The sequence below is a fragment of the Methanoculleus oceani genome, from assembly GCF_023702065.1.
Taxonomy (GTDB): Archaea; Halobacteriota; Methanomicrobia; order Methanomicrobiales; family Methanoculleaceae; genus Methanoculleus; species Methanoculleus oceani.
The window spans coordinates 599,106-613,737 of the sequence record NZ_QFDM01000001.1 but is presented as its reverse complement, the minus strand read 5'-3'; the positions used below and the strand labels follow the sequence as shown (position 1 = coordinate 613,737).

The window sequence follows — 14,632 nt, the reverse complement described above, 5'->3', positions numbered from 1 at the left end:
GTCGACCGTGATGGTAATGTGCGGCATAATAGGCGTAATGGACAAAAAACGCCGGACGATGGATGGTTCCGGCATCCGACAGGCCCTCTCCATGATGAATGAGCGCGGCAGCGGCGAGGGGGCGGGGTACGTAGCCTACGGCATTTACCCAGACTACCGGGATTGCTACGCCCTCCATGTCTTCTTCGACAACATCCGTGAGAACAAACCGGGCCTCGACGCGGCGCTCGCGCAGTGGGGGACGATCGAGCACGACGAGGCGATCCCCACTTACGACCAGCCGAACCTCCGGGCGGCCCATACCCCCTGGCGATACTTCTTCAAGCCCGATCCCTCTCTCGCGTCGGCAAGCACGTCACCGGAAGACGATATCGTCAGCGCCCTGGTGATGCGGGTCAACACCGCCCGCCGCGGCGCTCTCATAGTCTCCTCCGGGAAGAACCTCGGCGTCTTCAAGGCCGGGGGATGGCCCGAAGACGTGGCGGACTTCTACCGGATCGAGAACTACGAGGGCTACACCTGGCTTGCGCACAACAGGTACCCGACGAACACCCCCGGCTGGTGGGGCGGTGCGCACCCGTTCAACCTCCTGGGCTGGAGCGTCGTGCATAACGGCGAGATCACCTCATATGGAACGAACCGGAGGTATATCGAGAGTTTCGGCTACACCTGCACGATGTTCACCGACACCGAGGTCGTCGCCTACCTCATCGACCTCCTGATGCGGCGGCACGGTCTGGATGTCGACTTTGCGGTCCGTGCACTCGCCCCACCGTTCTGGAAAGAGATCGACCGGATGCCGGAGGCCGAACCGGAATGGAATCGTGCTTTGCGACTTACCTACGCGTCCGCGATGATGAACGGGCCGTTTGCCATCGTGGCCGCAGACGCCGATACGATGGTCGGGTTCACCGACCGGAGCAAACTCCGCCCGATGGTCGTCGGCGAGTGCGCCGACCGCCTCTATATCTCAAGCGAAGAGGCGGCGATCCGGGCCATGGAACCGAAGATCGAATCGATTACCATGCCGGCTGCAGGAGAGCCGGTGATCGGGAGAGTTGCTCCGTGACGATCGGAAGTCTCCCGCCCCGGTACCGCATCAGCATCGACCCTGTCCGGTGCATGGAATGCGAACGGTGCATCGAGAACTGCCCCTACGGCGTCTTTTCGCGGGACGGCGACCGGATCCTCGTCAATTCCCGGAACTGTACCGCCTGTCACCGGTGCATCGCCTGCTGTCCCCGGGACGCCATCAGCCTCGAGGAGCACCCCTGCGACTACCGGAGCCATCCTCTCTGGACCCGCGAGGCCCGGGAGGCGATCTACAACCAGGCGCGGACCGGCAGGATCATCCTTGCGGGGATGGGCAACGCGCTCGACTACCCGGTCATCTTCGACCGCCTGGTGCTGGATGCCTGCCAGGTCACGAACCCCAGCCTCGACCCGCTCCGTGAGCCCATCGAACTCGTGACCCACATCGGGAAGAAGCCGACGAGGCTGGACCTCCGGCGGCGGGAAGACGGGGACGTCGAACTCCGGACCCCGATAGCTCCGAACCTCCGGGTCGAGACCCCGATCATGATCGGGCATATGAGTTACGGCGCGATCAGCCTCAACGCTCAGGTGGCGATGGCCCGAGCGGCGAAAGAGGCCGGGACGTTCATGGGCACCGGGGAGGGCGGCCTGCACTCCGCCATATACCCTTACCAGGATAATATGATCGTCCAGGTGGCGTCCGGCCGGTTCGGTGTGAACATCGATTACCTGGAACGCGGCGCCGCCATCGAGATCAAGATCGGCCAGGGTGCCAAGCCGGGCATCGGCGGGCATCTCCCGGGGGAGAAGGTCTGCGGGGAAGTCTCCAGAACAAGGATGATCCCGCAAGGAAGCGATGCGATCAGCCCTGCGCCGCACCACGATATTTACAGCATCGAGGATCTCGCCCAGCTCGTCCGGGCCCTCAAGGAGGCGACGGAGTGGAAGAAACCGGTCTTCGTCAAGATCGCCGCCGTCCATAACGCTGCCGCCATCGCCGCGGGCATCGCGCGATCCCCGGCCGATGCCGTCGTCATCGACGGGTTCCGGGGCGGGACCGGTGCAGCGCCGAAGGTCTTCCGCGATCACGTCGGGATTCCTATCGAAGCGGCGGTCGCGAGCGTGGACAAAAAACTCCGCGACCAGGGTATCAGGAACGAGATCTCGGTCATCGCGAGCGGCGGCATCCGGGGGAGCGCCGACGTAGCGAAGGCGATCGCCCTCGGGGCGGATGCGGTCTACATCGGCACCGCCGCGCTGGTGGCGATGGGGTGCCGGGTCTGCGGGAACTGTTACCGGGGGCTCTGTCCCTGGGGAATCGCCACCCAGCGCCCCGACCTGGTCCAGCGCTTAAACCCCGACGCGGCATCCGAACAGGTCGCGAACCTGATCCATGCATGGACCCTGGAACTCGCCGAGCTGCTGGGTGCAGCGGGCATCAACAGCATAGAGAGCCTGCGGGGCAACCGCGACCGGCTCCGGGGCTACATGCTGGACGAGAGCCTGATGCAGGTGCTCGACGTCAGGCAGGTGGGGGCGTGAGCACCATGGTCAAACAGGTCGTGATCGATGGAAAAGGAGTGCACTACACCCCCCTAAACCAGCAGATCCGCAAAGCCGTGGCCGACGGCGCCGACGAGATCGTCGTCTCAAACGTTCTCGGCCAGCGGTTTATCGGCGACGGGCTCCGCGGCAACGTCACCATCCATGTCTATGGCGTCCCCGGCGGCGATCTCGCGATCTTTATGAGCGGGCCGACCATCATCGTCCACGGGAACGCAGAGCACGCACCCGGCAACACGATGGATGCCGGGAAAGTAGTGATCCACGGGAGCGCCGGCGACGCGGTGGCGCACAGCATGCGGGGCGGCAAAGTCTTCGTCCGCGGAGACATCGGCTACCGGGGCGGGATCCACATGAAGCAGTATGAGGCGCAAAGCCCCATACTGGTCGTCGGAGGGTCCGCACAGACATTCCTCGGCGAGTACATGGCAGGCGGGCTGCTGATCGTCCTCGGCCTGAACGGCCCCGTAAAGGCCCGCGAGATCGGCAGCGGGATCCACGGGGGAGAGATCGTCATCCGCGGTGACGTGGACACCGCATGCCTTGCCACGGGGGCAACGAAGGTGCCGCTCACCGATGAGGACAGGGCAAGGATTGCTCCGGTCATCCGGGAGTTTGCAGGCGACTTCGGGCTCGACCCGGAACCACTGGTCAACGCGGAGTACACCCGGATCATCCCCGCGAGTGCAAGACCCTTCGTAGGGAAGTATACCTGGGAGTGAGTGGCATGGAGATGAAGACGTTCAAGAATCTGGAGTCCGAGGTCTGGGCTACGGATCGCTGTTCCGGGTGCGGAGCATGCGTGGCGGTCTGCCCGGCGGACGCGCTCCGGTTCGCACCGGGGAAGACCGCGACACCGGTGAACATCGGCTACTGCAAGGCCGATAACGACGGCGTACCCTGCGGGGCATGCTACGCGGCCTGCCCGCGGGTCGACCTCGCATCGCCGGGGGAGATGCTCGGGTCCTACCGTGAGATTGTCGCGGCCCGGTCGGTATTACCCGTGGAGCACAAGCAGAGCGGCGGGGCGGTGACGGCGATCCTCGCAAGCGCTCTCGATGAAGGGCTGATCGACGCGGTCGTCACGGTGACCGCCGATCCCTGGACCATGAAGCCGTCGTCGGCGGTGATCACCGCTTCAGAGGTGCTCGTCCGGCACGCCGGGAGCCGCTACTCCTGGTGGGTGCCGCTTCTCGCTTCCCTCAAGGAGGCGGTGGTCACCCGGAAGTACCGGCGGATCGCCGTCGTGGGCGTGCCCTGTGTGGCACGGGCGACGCAGACGATCCGGACAAGCGACCACGAACTCCTCAGACCCTACGCGAAGGCGATCCGGCTCGTGATCGGCCTCTTCTGCACGGAGATATTTGACTACACGAACCTGGTCGAGGGAAAACTGCAGTCAGATCTCCGGATCGACCCCTGGGAGATCCGGCGCCTGGACATCAAAGGGAGGCTGGAGGTCTACCTGCAGGACGATCGACAGGTCTCCATCCCGCTCAAAGACCTGGAAGAGGCCATCCGGCCCGGTTGCCGGGTCTGCACCGACTTTACGGCGGTTAGCGCCGATCTCTCGGCCGGGGCCGTCGGGTCGCCGGAAGGATACACGACGCTTGTCGTCAGGAACGATACCGGCAGCGGATTCGTCGATCGGGCAATACGGCGGGGAAAACTCGAGACTGGCGGCAGCGTCGACCTCCCCGCCATCGAGCGCCTGGCCGCGAGAAAAGCACAGCGTCGGGCTGAATAATACTTTTTTTACCGTCGCTACACAGTCATTCATCCCGGGTCACGGGGGCTTCCGGTATCCGAACTCATAAAAAAAGGAGGTTAGTATGTTGCCAGGTAGCGGTCGATCTCCCAGGGGTGGACCATCGTCCGGTAGGCGTCCCACTCGGCGTCCACGACGCTCGTGAGTGCCTCGACGACGTGGGGCCCGAGCGCTTTGCAGATGAGGTCGTCGGCGAGCAGGGCCCGGTGCGCCTCGGCCAGGTCGCCGGGCAGCGTCGCGATCCCGTCGCGTTTCCGCTCATTGAGCGTCATATGATAGATGTTCTTGTTGACCCCGGCCGGGGGCTCGATCTCCTCCCGGATGCCCTCCATCCCGGCCGCGAGCATCGCGGCGAAGGCGAGATACGGGTTGCAGGTCGGGTCGGGGCTGCGGAACTCGACCCGGGTGCTGTTGCCGCGCGGCGCCGGAACCCGGACGAGGGCCGACCGGTTGCTGGCGCTCCAGCTGACGTAGCAGGGCGCCTCGTAGCCGGGGACGAGGCGCTTGTAGGAGTTGATCGTCGGGTTGGCGAGCCGGGTGATGGCCGGCGCGTGCTTGAGCAGCCCGCCGATGAAGTGCATGCAGGTCTCTGAGAGCTGCATGGGAGCATCCGCGTCGTAGAAAGCGTTTTTACCGTCCTTCGCGAGCGAACAGTTCACGTGCATCCCGCTTCCGCAGATGCCGTAGATGGGCTTCGCCATGAACGAGGCGTGCAGGCCGCGCATCAGCGCCATCGTCTTGACCGCGAACTTGAAGGTGATGACGCTGTCCGCGGTGTGGAGGGCGTCGCTGTACTTGAAGTCGATCTCGTGCTGGCTCTCGGCGACCTCGTGGTGCGACGCCTCGATCTCGAACCCCATCTCGGTGAGGGCGAGGATGATCTCGCGTCGGACATCCTCCGCAAGGTCGGTCGGCGCCAGGTCGAAGTAGCCCCCGACGTCCTGGAACTGCGTCGTCGGGCGGCCCTCGAGCATCCGGAAGAGGAAGAACTCCAGCTCCGGGCCGGTGTTGAAGACGTAGCCGTCCCGTGCCGCGTCTTCCATCGCCTTCCGGAGCACGTACCGTGGGTCGCCCTCGAACGGCATACCGTTGGCCTTGCAGATGTCGCATACGAAGCGTGCCTCTGCACACTCCCGGGACCCCCAGGGAAGGAGGGTATAGGTTGAGAGGTCGGGCCTGAGCACCATGTCGGACTCCTCGATCCGGACGAACCCCTCGATCGACGACCCGTCAAACCCGATGCCACCGGTCAGCGCTTTCTCGGCCTGCTTGGCCGGGATCGCAACGTTCTTGGGCAGCCCCAGGAGGTCGGTGAACTGCAGGCGAAGGAATCGGACGTTATCCTGTTCGATGCGCTCAAGCATTTCAGAAATGGCATCACGGGACATGTGGAATTCTACTTCATTCTGATGAAATAAATAGCTATTGAAGCAAGTATGCCCAAAGAGCGTCACCCCCGGCGCACCCCTTCAGGCCCGGGGCTCATCGCCGGAGAGCGGTATCGTCACGGACCTCGCGATCCGGAGAGGTGCGGCGTCCAGCGGCGCGCAGAGCCGGAGGGCACCGACCGGGAGAGAGATTCATATGGTATGACCAATCATATTTGTATGAAAAGTATGAGTGTGCCGGCGCGGTCGAAGGCGATGTACCAGAACCGTCACACCGGCGCACCGGGGTCTGCACGGGGAGGAGGCCGGCGATTGCCTGCAATGCCGGCCGTTGCAGGCTTAGACTGAAACTGCACTGATGAGGTGACCAGAAATATGTTCCACGACCACCGCTGCCGCCACAACCATGACGGCAGGAAACACATCTTCGGGACGGTCAAGGTCGGCGAACGCGGCCAGATCGTCATCCCGAAAGAGGCACGCGAGATCTTCGATATTAAACCCGGTGACACGCTGATGGTCCTCGGCGACGAAGAACACGGGATCGCCGTTGTCAAGGCGGAGAAGTTCCGCCGGATAGCAGAGGAGATGCTCCGGATCTTCGAAAAAACGCCGGAAGAGCCGCCGGAAGAGTGACAGGGGAGTTACCCGGATGCACACGGATACACCACACCGGGGAACCGGTTCCATGCCGGCGATACACGCCGATACCCTGACGAAATCCTTCGGCGATCTCGTCGCCGTCGACGGCATCTCGTTCACCATCGAGAGCGGCGAGATCTTCGGGCTGCTCGGCCCGAACGGGGCAGGAAAAACAACGACCATCTCCATGCTCTCGACGATGCAGAAACCCACCTCGGGCACGGCGACGGTCAACGGCCATGATATCGTGACCGGAGAAGACGACGTCCGAAAGTCCATCGGGATCGTCTTCCAGGACCAGAGCCTGGACGAGGAACTGACGGCATACGAGAACATGGACTTCCACGGCCGCCTCTACCGGATAGCCGGGGAGGAGCGCCGAGAGCGTATCGGCGAACTCCTGGCTCTGGTCGGGCTCGAAGATCGGAAAGACGACCTCGTCAAGACCTACTCGGGCGGCATGCGCCGCCGGCTCGAGATCGCCAGGGGGCTGCTCCACGAGCCGAAAGTGCTCTTCCTGGACGAACCCACCCTCGGCCTCGACCCGCAGACGCGAAACCATCTCTGGGATTATATCGCGCGGTTAAACGACGAGAAGGGCATCACCATCATCCTCACCACCCACTACATGGAGGAGGCCGACCGGCTCTGCGACCGGGTGGCGATCATCGACCGCGGGACGATCGTCGCGCTCGACACTACGGAGAACCTGAAAGCCTCGATCGGCGGCGACGTCGTCACCATAGCCTCGCCCGACCCCGGCGCAATCGCCGGCCTCCTGACCGCCCCGTGGGTCTCCGGGATCGAGCGTCACGACGGCTCGGTGACGATCCGGATGCAGGACGCCGACCGGCACATCCCCGGGATCGTGACGGACCTGCACCGGGGCGGAATCGGCATCACCTCGCTCTCGGTACGGAAACCGACGCTCGAGGACGTCTTCCTGCACTATACGGGGAGGACGATCCGCGAGGAGGAGGCGAGCGGCAAAGAAGCGATGCGGATGTTCCACCGGGCAGGGAGGCGATAGGCATGGATATCGTCTACACCATCTGGCTGCGGAATGTCAAGCGCTACCTGCGATCGAAGAGCAGGATCGTCGGCAGCCTCGGGATGCCCCTCTTCTTCATGCTGGTGCTCGGGTTCGGGCTGAACTCGATCGTCAGCATTCCCGGCATGGAAGAGGGATACATGGAATTCATCATCCCCGGCATCGTTGCCATGAGCGTCCTCTTCACTTCGGTCTTCTCCGGGATCCAGATCATCTGGGACAAACAGTTCGGGTTTTTGAAAGAGACACTCGTCGCCCCGGTCTCGCGCCTCGAGATCATGATCGGCCAGACGCTTGGGGGAGCGACGACGGCGGTCATCCAGGGGCTGATCATCATGGTGTTTGCGCTCTTCATCGGGCTCGAGCCCGCCGGAATCGCCGGGTTCCTGGTCGCCATCGGGTTCATGGCGCTGATCGGCGTGACCTTCACCGCGTTCGGGATCGCCATTGCATCGAGGATGGAGGATATGCACGGCTTCCAGCTCGTCATGAACTTCGTGATCTTCCCCATCTTCGGGCTCTCGGGCGCGCTCTTCCCCATCGACAGTCTGCCGGCCTGGCTCAGGCCGCTGACGCTCGCCGACCCCCTGACCTACGGCGTCGAGGGAATCCGCTATGGCATCTCAGGGACGGCGCAGATCCACCCGCTCGTCAGCCTCGCCGTCATGGCCGGCTGCGCCGTGCTCATGACCGTCGTCGGGGCGTACCTCTTCCGGAAGATCAGCACCTGAGTGGCGGGCGGGTGCCGGGGGGTTACCCCACTCGAAGACCGAAGGTCTTCTCATGCTCCGGCCCGGCGGCCCGTCGTTGCTCGAAGACCGAAGGTCTTCTCATGCTCCGGCCCGGCGGCCCGTCGTTGCTCGAAGACCGAAGGTCTTCTCATGCTCCGGCCCGGCGGCCCGTCGCACCCCGCACGGCCTCTTCGATCCCATACCCGATCCCGACCGCGATGATCGGGATGGTGAGATAGCGCAGGCCGATCTGCGCCATGTAGGTGCCGGCGTCCATCCCCGAGAGGGGCAGGAGGACGACGGCGTCGAGCACCCAGTTGATCAGGAGCCATACGCCGCCGAGCAGGGCGCCTTCCCGGACGAAGCGGGCATGCACGCCCCTGAAATAGATCAGGATGAGGAAGGTCCCGAGCGCGGCCGAGAAGACGAGCAGGACCGACTTGATCAGGAAGATATCGTGGAGCGGTTCACCCTCCCGCGAATAGAGAGGAATCGCAAGCAGGAAGGGGAGGAGCCAGGTGAGGATGCCGAAGCCGATGAGTTTTGCATATTCCGTCATGCTCATGGAGAAGAATGGTACTCCGGCAGGATATACCGATCGAGAGTGTGCCTGAACGGAAGGCGAGGGCAACCGCCCTCATTGCCGGCGTCTTCCCGGGCATGACGCAGTTTCCTCCCCGGCACGGTACGGGTGACGCGGAGGGGGCAGTGCATCGCAGGCCATCGGCCTGTCCCACGGGATGCCTCCGACGGACCGTCAGGCTACTCGCACCGTTGACTCCAAACCGGGGGCACGAACACCTGCACCACCGGGGAAGGTTTATTGAATCGCAGGGGAGAATGCAATCGGGAACCGGATCGCCACGGTCATTCCGGTTTCGGCATCCATACGCGGAATAAGGCCGAGATGAGTGGAATCTGGGCTAGTGAAGCCGCCAGATACAGCATTGCATGAAATCCCCGTACATCGGCGATACCGCGGTACGCAGAAGATCCTGTACTGCTTCCCCGTGGGGCGCACATGAATAAAGAGTTCCGATCCGTCAACCTTTATCTCACGCTTGGAAAGGTGGGAGTATTCGCATTCGTCCTGATGAGTGTATACCAGTATCTCAAGGATTACTTCTATCCCGACATCTCGCTCGCGGACTCGCACATGCATACCATCATCTTCACCACCCTGCTGGCCGTGACCGCCGCTTTCTTCGCCCTCCGCAAACAGCAGGACCTCCTTGCGATGCTGGTAACCGAAGCGAACGAGCGCAGAGTGACGGGGGAAGCGCTGCGAAAGAGCGAGGAGAAGTTCCGCTCCATCGTAGAGCTGGCGAACGAGGGGATCCTGCAGATAGACAGCCGCTCCATGATCACCTACGTCAACCATACGATGGCCGGCATGCTCGGTTATTCGATCGAGGAGATGCTCGGCCGACCGTTGACCGACTTCCTTTTTACAGAGGATCTCGACCTGCACCACAGCCGCATGAAGGCAAGAGAGCAGGGTCTTGGCGGCAGATACGAGTGCCGGCTCAGACACAGAGACGAGAGCGTCCGGTGGGTTCTGGTCTCCGCCACCGCCCAAAAAGACGGAGAGGGCAGGTTTGCCGGATCCTTTGCCATGTTTACCGACATCACCGAGAGGAAACGGACCGAGGAAGCGCTCCAGCGCCACACCGAAGACCTTGCCCTGCTGCATCAACAACTCGCCTCAGCGAACAGGGAGGCGAACCTCTACCTGGATATCCTCACCCATGACATCCGCAACACCGAGAACGTCGCGAACCTCTACACCGATCTACTCATCGAGACCCTGGACGGGGATGCACGGACATACGTGGAAAAACTTCAGCGAAGCATCAAAAAAAGCATCGAGATCCTGGGCAACGTCTCCACGATCCGGCGGATTCACCAGCCGTCCGGCGGGCACAAATGCGTGAACCTGGATACGGTTATCCGCGGCGAGATTGCACAGTTCCCAGAAACTATCATCCATTACGATACGACCAATCGGCTGGTACTGGCCGACGACCTCCTCCCGGAAGTTTTTGCAAACCTCATCGGCAATGCCGTCAAGTTCGGCGGTCCGGGCGTCGAGATTGCGGTCAGGGTGGACGACGAAGACGGGTTCGTCCGGGTCTCGATCGAGGACACGGGCCCGGGAATCCCGGACGATCAGAAACAGGAGGTCTTCCACCGCTACGAGAAGAGGAGGAGGGGCGTCGGCGAAGGACTCGGGCTTTTTCTCGTGCAGGTGCTCATCGAGCGCTACGGCGGTGCCATATGGGCGGAAGATCGGGTGCCGGGCCGCCCTGAGGAAGGGGCGGCGTTCCGATTCACGCTCCATGAGGCCCCTCTCGAAGACCCGGGGGATTCGAACCGGTGACGACGCGCAGAGGTGCAGGGTCCCTGCAGGGCGCGGCGGGCAGCAAAGGGGCAGCCTTCGGTGCGCACTCTTCCTGACCTACATGGTGCCCAACGCCTTCATCACCTTCACATCGATGAACTACCCGGCCGGGTTCTACCTTGAGACCCTCCTCGTTGGAGTAGCAGGTTTTCCGCTCATCGGCGTCATTTACGCCACGATCTGGGATCGGCTCGCGTAGTCGGATCCCCCTATTTTCCCTCGCCACGGAACCGCTCGCGGTCGACATATATACCAGTCCGACCAGAGGGGGAGATGTGAACCATCCCGCAGACAGCAGCGCCGCCCCGACCGGCGGAACCGGGGTCGGGCGATACTCCCTCCGGCTCGTGCTCGCCGCAATCCTGATCGCCATCGCGGCCGCCGGAGCGATGGTGCTCTTTCTCGAGGTACAGAGCCTCGGAGAGGCTCTTCTCTGGCCGGACTCACTTCCCGTTCCCTTCTTTGCCCTGATCCTCGCGACCGCGGGCGGCCTCGCGGTCGGGCTCTGCCTGCACGTCTTCGGCGACCACGTACTGCTGCTCCAGCAGAGTCTTGCGGAGTTTCAGAAGACCGGCCGGTTCGAGCCGCGGCACCTTCCCGCCGGGCTGCTCGCCATCTACCTCTCGCTGATCTTCGGGGCGAGCCTCGGACCCGAGGTGGCTGCCATCGATATGGGCGGGAGCATGGGCACCCTTGCCGGCGACCGGCTGCGGAGCCGGGTGCGGACGCTCTCGAGCGCCGGCATCGTCGGTGCCCTGGTCGGGTTTGCGATCTACCTTCAGATCACCAGGACCGCAGGCGGCGCCCTCTATCCGCTTCCGCCGCTCGGAGATTTGCTCCCGCTGTACCTCCTCTACGCCGCGATCCTCGGGCTTGCCGGTGCTGCGGCGGGCGTCCTCTTCATCGGAGCATTCCGCCTCTTCAGCCGCCTCATGACGCCCATCACCGGGCGGCACCTGGTCAGGGGGCTTGCCGGGGGTGTCGGGCTCGGTGTTGCCGGGACGGTCTTCCCGCTCGTGCTCTTCTCGGGACAGAACGAGTTCAAGACCGTCCTCGAGACGGGAGCAACTGCCGGTGCGGCCGTGCTGCTCCTGCTCGTCGCGGCGAAGATCTTCGCAAGCACATGGTGCATGGCGACGATCTTCAAGGGCGGGCCTATCTTCCCGCTGATCTTTGCGGGCGGGACGCTCGGTCTCGCCGTCAGCCTCCTCGTTCCCGCGATTCCGCCCGCCGTCGCCGTTCCCGCCGTCATGGCGGGGATGATCGTCTGCGTCCTCAAGATGCCGGCCGTGGTGATCCCTCTCGTGGCACTTGTCTTCCTGCAGTGGGAGATTCTGATCATCGTCGCTATCGCGGCCGTAGCCGGGTATTACACCACCCGGAGCGTCGTGATGTTTCCTCACGAGGGCAACGGAGGGAGCGGGGCGGCCGACCCGTAAAACGCAGGTCTTCTGTCGGATTGTTTTGATCGAAATCTCCCGACGAAATGGGAGAGCCGGTGCAACGGTCGATGATGCCTACAGAACAGTAGCGGATAGTCCGTGACGCGCCCGTCAACCACTTTGTCGAGACTGAAGATACGGCATAACCGTGGTGGAGAGGATTATCGTGGTCCGGGTGAGTCACCTACCGCCCCGTCGTCCTCTTAATCCTCGCGAGCGGCGACGAGCGATCGAGGAACCTGGAGACGAACACGGCAAACTCCTCGTCCCAGCACTCCGCACCGGCCTTCACCGTCCACCCCTGCTTCATCGAACGGCGGACGTGCTTGCCCAGCGCGACCTCGAAGAGGACTTTCGACCGCAACAGGTCGACGGCCCGGGTGAACGGGCGGGAGAGTTCCACCACGTAGCGGCCGTCCTCGACGTACGGGCCGGCGAAGACCTCCTCCCGGACGTACTTCGCAAGGAACTTCTCGGCGTTCTCCCTTGATGAGACCGGCGGCCCGATATGCCGGCGCATCACCGGGACGGTCCCGGCCATCAGTTCGAAGAGGAGCATGCACCGCTCTTTTTGCATGCAGACGTCGATGCGGTTGGCCGGAAACCCGCTCCGCTCCAGGAGTTCCCGGATCGACTCGGCGGACTTCCGGAGCTGGGGGACCACCGTGTCGGGCGTGTGCTCGGGCGTCGCGAAGATGAGCGCGAAGAGGTGCGTCCCCCGCGCGGACAGGAGGCGGGAGAAGACCTCCGGGGTGAGCGGCGGAGACTGCCCCCTGCAGAAGAACGCCTCCGACGGCTCTTCCAGGTAGCCGCGAGCGAGTTCCACGAACTCGAACATCCGCGAGAGCGAGAGCGCCGCCGCCACGTTCCTCTCGGGGTCGACCGGATCGATGACGACGAGCGGGTCCTCGAAACTCTTCGTCCCGTGCTTCTCGATATCGACCGTCTCCCCGGGCTTCCAGAAGGCGGCGGCCTCGATGAGCGGGTGGAACCCTCCGTAGTAGATCGTCAGGATTTCGCAGAGGTAGCCGGAGAACCCTTCGGTCATATGGTCCGATCCGTAGACCCCGCCCGCCTTCGCGAACTGCTTGAAGAGGAGGACGTCGTCGGCGTAGTCGTCGATGTGCGAGAGGATGTAGCGGGTGTGGAACGGGGTCCGGTCTACGGCGCTCTGGATCTCGGTGGCGCTCGCTACGGCGTAGCAGGGGACGAGATCGATATCCAGCGAGTCGATCGTTGCGTTGACGTAGGGGTGCTCCGCGTACTTCTCGCGCCAGGTCGCGCCGAACTCCTCCGCGATCCGGTGTGCGAGGGTAAGCCCCTGCTCCTGCAACTCCTCCCGGGAGAGAGCAGGGTCGAAGAGCATGAAGACGTCGAGGTCCCGGTCGCCCCGGACGAAGGTGTCGCGGGCGACCGACCCCACCATCATCGCCTTCGCCATTCCCGACCGCTCCACCGCCTCGATCAGGCGCTGTCCGATCGCCCGGATGTAGGTCCGCTCTTCGGGCGTGGGGCGGATCCTCCTGAGCACCTCCTCCTCGCAGGGGCACCGGGTCAAAGCAGGACCTCCGAAAGATCCTCGTAGATCGATCCGCGAGGCGTCAGCGTGCTCTTCTTGAGTTTGATGCTCTCCACCCGGCACGTCCCGAGCGGTTCGCGGGGTGTGCGCTCCACCTCTCGGCACTGGGAGGGATGGAACTCTTTTACCCGTGCAAGGGTCACATGGGGGCGGAATGGGCGGTTCTCCCGGCGAAACCCGAGCGGTAGAAGGAGGTCGTCCACCTGCCGGGCCAGGGCGGCGCTCTCCCCGGTGTCCGCGACATCGCACCAGACCACCCGCGGCCTCCGTGGGGGGTTGCAGACCGCATACCCGACCGTCATCTCGAAGGGGTCGGCCCTGACAGCCCGGAGCACCTCGACGATCGGCTCGATTCGTGCCGGATCGACCTCTCCGAGAAACTTCACCGTGATGTGGAGGTTCGCAGGGTCGACGATGGCGAGCCGTCCGCCGGACCTTCTCAAGATCTCCTGGGACTCACGGGCCCTCTCGCGGATCTCCTCTGAGAGATCGATTGCAACGAACGTCCTGACCATACTACCGTACTATCGTGCCTCACCCTACAAAATGGTGATTGTCCGGCAGAGGCGCACCCGGCGGAATGCGGCGGGGAGAGGGCTCAAGGTCGAATCCGGCACGAGTTATCCCTTCGATTCGCACCGGCATGCGGAAGTGCGCACCCGGCGATGAACGGCGTCCTCGCACAAATGAGATTTTATATAAGACCACAGAGCGAAAACATAGTGACCGAATCCGGGGGTATTACCATTTCCGATACAACGCAATTCATCGTATATACACTAGAATTCTGCCCGAATTGCGAAATTCTCAAAGAGTTCCTGGCCTCCAGGGGGGTTCCCTTCGTCGAGTGCGACATGGCGTCCGCCGAGGGGCTGACGGAACTCCGCATGAACGGCGTATTCGTCCAGGAAGCGCCGGTGCTGCAGAAGGGCGACGCATTTTATACGTCCGGCGATCTCTTTAGCGGGGGCGCGTTCCGGGAAGACCTTGTCGCCGACCTGATCGCGGGGGCATGAGGTTGACGCGCAAGTC

General features: G+C 63.4%; 15 protein-coding genes. 11 read left to right on the top strand and 4 right to left on the bottom strand.

The features are described from left to right. Positions 1-16 precede the first annotated feature (16 nt). Genes DIC75_RS03215 through DIC75_RS03200 form a run of 4 tightly spaced genes read left to right on the top strand, consistent with a single transcriptional unit; the run spans position 17 to position 4,345 of the window. Positions 17-1,069, top strand: a complete 1,053-nt coding sequence (locus DIC75_RS03215; protein WP_250986955.1) for a class II glutamine amidotransferase — start codon at positions 17-19, stop codon at positions 1,067-1,069. Continuing rightward, on the top strand, positions 1,066-2,577 hold the full coding sequence (locus DIC75_RS03210; protein ID WP_250986560.1) for a glutamate synthase-related protein: 1,512 nt from the start codon (positions 1,066-1,068) through the stop codon (positions 2,575-2,577). The genes DIC75_RS03215 and DIC75_RS03210 overlap by 4 nt, the downstream gene beginning before the upstream one ends. Before the next feature lie 5 nt (positions 2,578-2,582). Further along, a complete protein-coding gene (locus tag DIC75_RS03205; RefSeq protein ID WP_250986954.1) occupies positions 2,583-3,320 on the top strand; it encodes a GltB/FmdC/FwdC-like GXGXG domain-containing protein in 738 nt (245 codons plus the stop codon). A gap of 5 nt (positions 3,321-3,325) precedes the next feature. Beyond that, complete coding sequence (locus DIC75_RS03200; protein WP_250986559.1) at positions 3,326-4,345, top strand: Coenzyme F420 hydrogenase/dehydrogenase, beta subunit C-terminal domain; 1,020 nt, start codon at positions 3,326-3,328, stop codon at positions 4,343-4,345. 80 nt (positions 4,346-4,425) lie between these two features. Here the strand turns inward: DIC75_RS03200 and glnA are convergent, their stop codons facing one another. After that, the gene (gene glnA, locus DIC75_RS03195; protein WP_250986558.1) at positions 4,426-5,754 is read right to left on the bottom strand and encodes a type I glutamate--ammonia ligase; all 1,329 of its coding nucleotides are present in this window, start codon (positions 5,752-5,754) and stop codon (positions 4,426-4,428) included. A gap of 375 nt (positions 5,755-6,129) precedes the next feature. Here glnA and DIC75_RS03190 point away from each other — a divergent pair, with 375 nt between their 5' ends. The 3 genes from DIC75_RS03190 to DIC75_RS03180 are packed head-to-tail and all read left to right on the top strand — an operon-like array spanning position 6,130 to position 8,178. Then, complete coding sequence (locus tag DIC75_RS03190; RefSeq protein ID WP_250986557.1) at positions 6,130-6,390, top strand: AbrB/MazE/SpoVT family DNA-binding domain-containing protein; 261 nt, start codon at positions 6,130-6,132, stop codon at positions 6,388-6,390. Positions 6,391-6,442: 52 nt separating this feature from the next. Next, positions 6,443-7,426, top strand: a complete 984-nt coding sequence (locus tag DIC75_RS03185; protein ID WP_250986556.1) for an ATP-binding cassette domain-containing protein — start codon at positions 6,443-6,445, stop codon at positions 7,424-7,426. Positions 7,427-7,428: 2 nt separating this feature from the next. Then, complete coding sequence (locus tag DIC75_RS03180; RefSeq protein ID WP_250986555.1) at positions 7,429-8,178, top strand: ABC transporter permease; 750 nt, start codon at positions 7,429-7,431, stop codon at positions 8,176-8,178. 148 nt (positions 8,179-8,326) lie between these two features. Here DIC75_RS03180 and DIC75_RS03175 read toward each other — a convergent pair whose 3' ends face one another. Then, positions 8,327-8,743 carry a hypothetical protein gene (locus tag DIC75_RS03175; protein WP_250986554.1) on the bottom strand — a complete coding sequence of 139 codons (417 nt, stop codon included), beginning with the start codon at positions 8,741-8,743 and terminating at the stop codon, positions 8,327-8,329. 456 nt (positions 8,744-9,199) lie between these two features. Between DIC75_RS03175 and DIC75_RS03170 the strand changes: the two genes are divergently transcribed. The 3 genes from DIC75_RS03170 to DIC75_RS12325 all read left to right on the top strand — a co-directional run bounded on the left by DIC75_RS03170 (position 9,200) and on the right by DIC75_RS12325 (position 12,018). After that, a complete protein-coding gene (locus DIC75_RS03170; RefSeq protein ID WP_250986553.1) occupies positions 9,200-10,558 on the top strand; it encodes a PAS domain S-box protein in 1,359 nt (452 codons plus the stop codon). Between the two features lie 82 nt (positions 10,559-10,640). After that, positions 10,641-10,778 (top strand): hypothetical protein, encoded by a 138-nt coding sequence (locus DIC75_RS03165; RefSeq protein ID WP_250986552.1) that lies wholly within the window; start codon positions 10,641-10,643, stop codon positions 10,776-10,778. 76 nt (positions 10,779-10,854) lie between these two features. Then, on the top strand, positions 10,855-12,018 hold the full coding sequence (locus DIC75_RS12325) for a chloride channel protein (protein WP_250986551.1): 1,164 nt from the start codon (positions 10,855-10,857) through the stop codon (positions 12,016-12,018). 187 nt (positions 12,019-12,205) lie between these two features. Here the strand turns inward: DIC75_RS12325 and cca are convergent, their stop codons facing one another. Both cca and thpR read right to left on the bottom strand, forming a co-directional pair. After that, positions 12,206-13,579 (bottom strand): CCA tRNA nucleotidyltransferase, encoded by a 1,374-nt coding sequence (gene cca / locus DIC75_RS03155; protein ID WP_284738349.1) that lies wholly within the window; start codon positions 13,577-13,579, stop codon positions 12,206-12,208. Continuing rightward, positions 13,576-14,115 (bottom strand): RNA 2',3'-cyclic phosphodiesterase, encoded by a 540-nt coding sequence (thpR, locus tag DIC75_RS03150; protein WP_250986549.1) that lies wholly within the window; start codon positions 14,113-14,115, stop codon positions 13,576-13,578. Before thpR ends, cca begins: the two co-directional genes overlap by 4 nt. Positions 14,116-14,454: 339 nt before the next feature. Between thpR and DIC75_RS12320 the strand changes: the two genes are divergently transcribed. Then, positions 14,455-14,616, top strand: coding sequence for a hypothetical protein (locus DIC75_RS12320; RefSeq protein WP_352151424.1), 162 nt, complete (start codon positions 14,455-14,457; stop codon positions 14,614-14,616). Positions 14,617-14,632 lie beyond the last annotated feature (16 nt).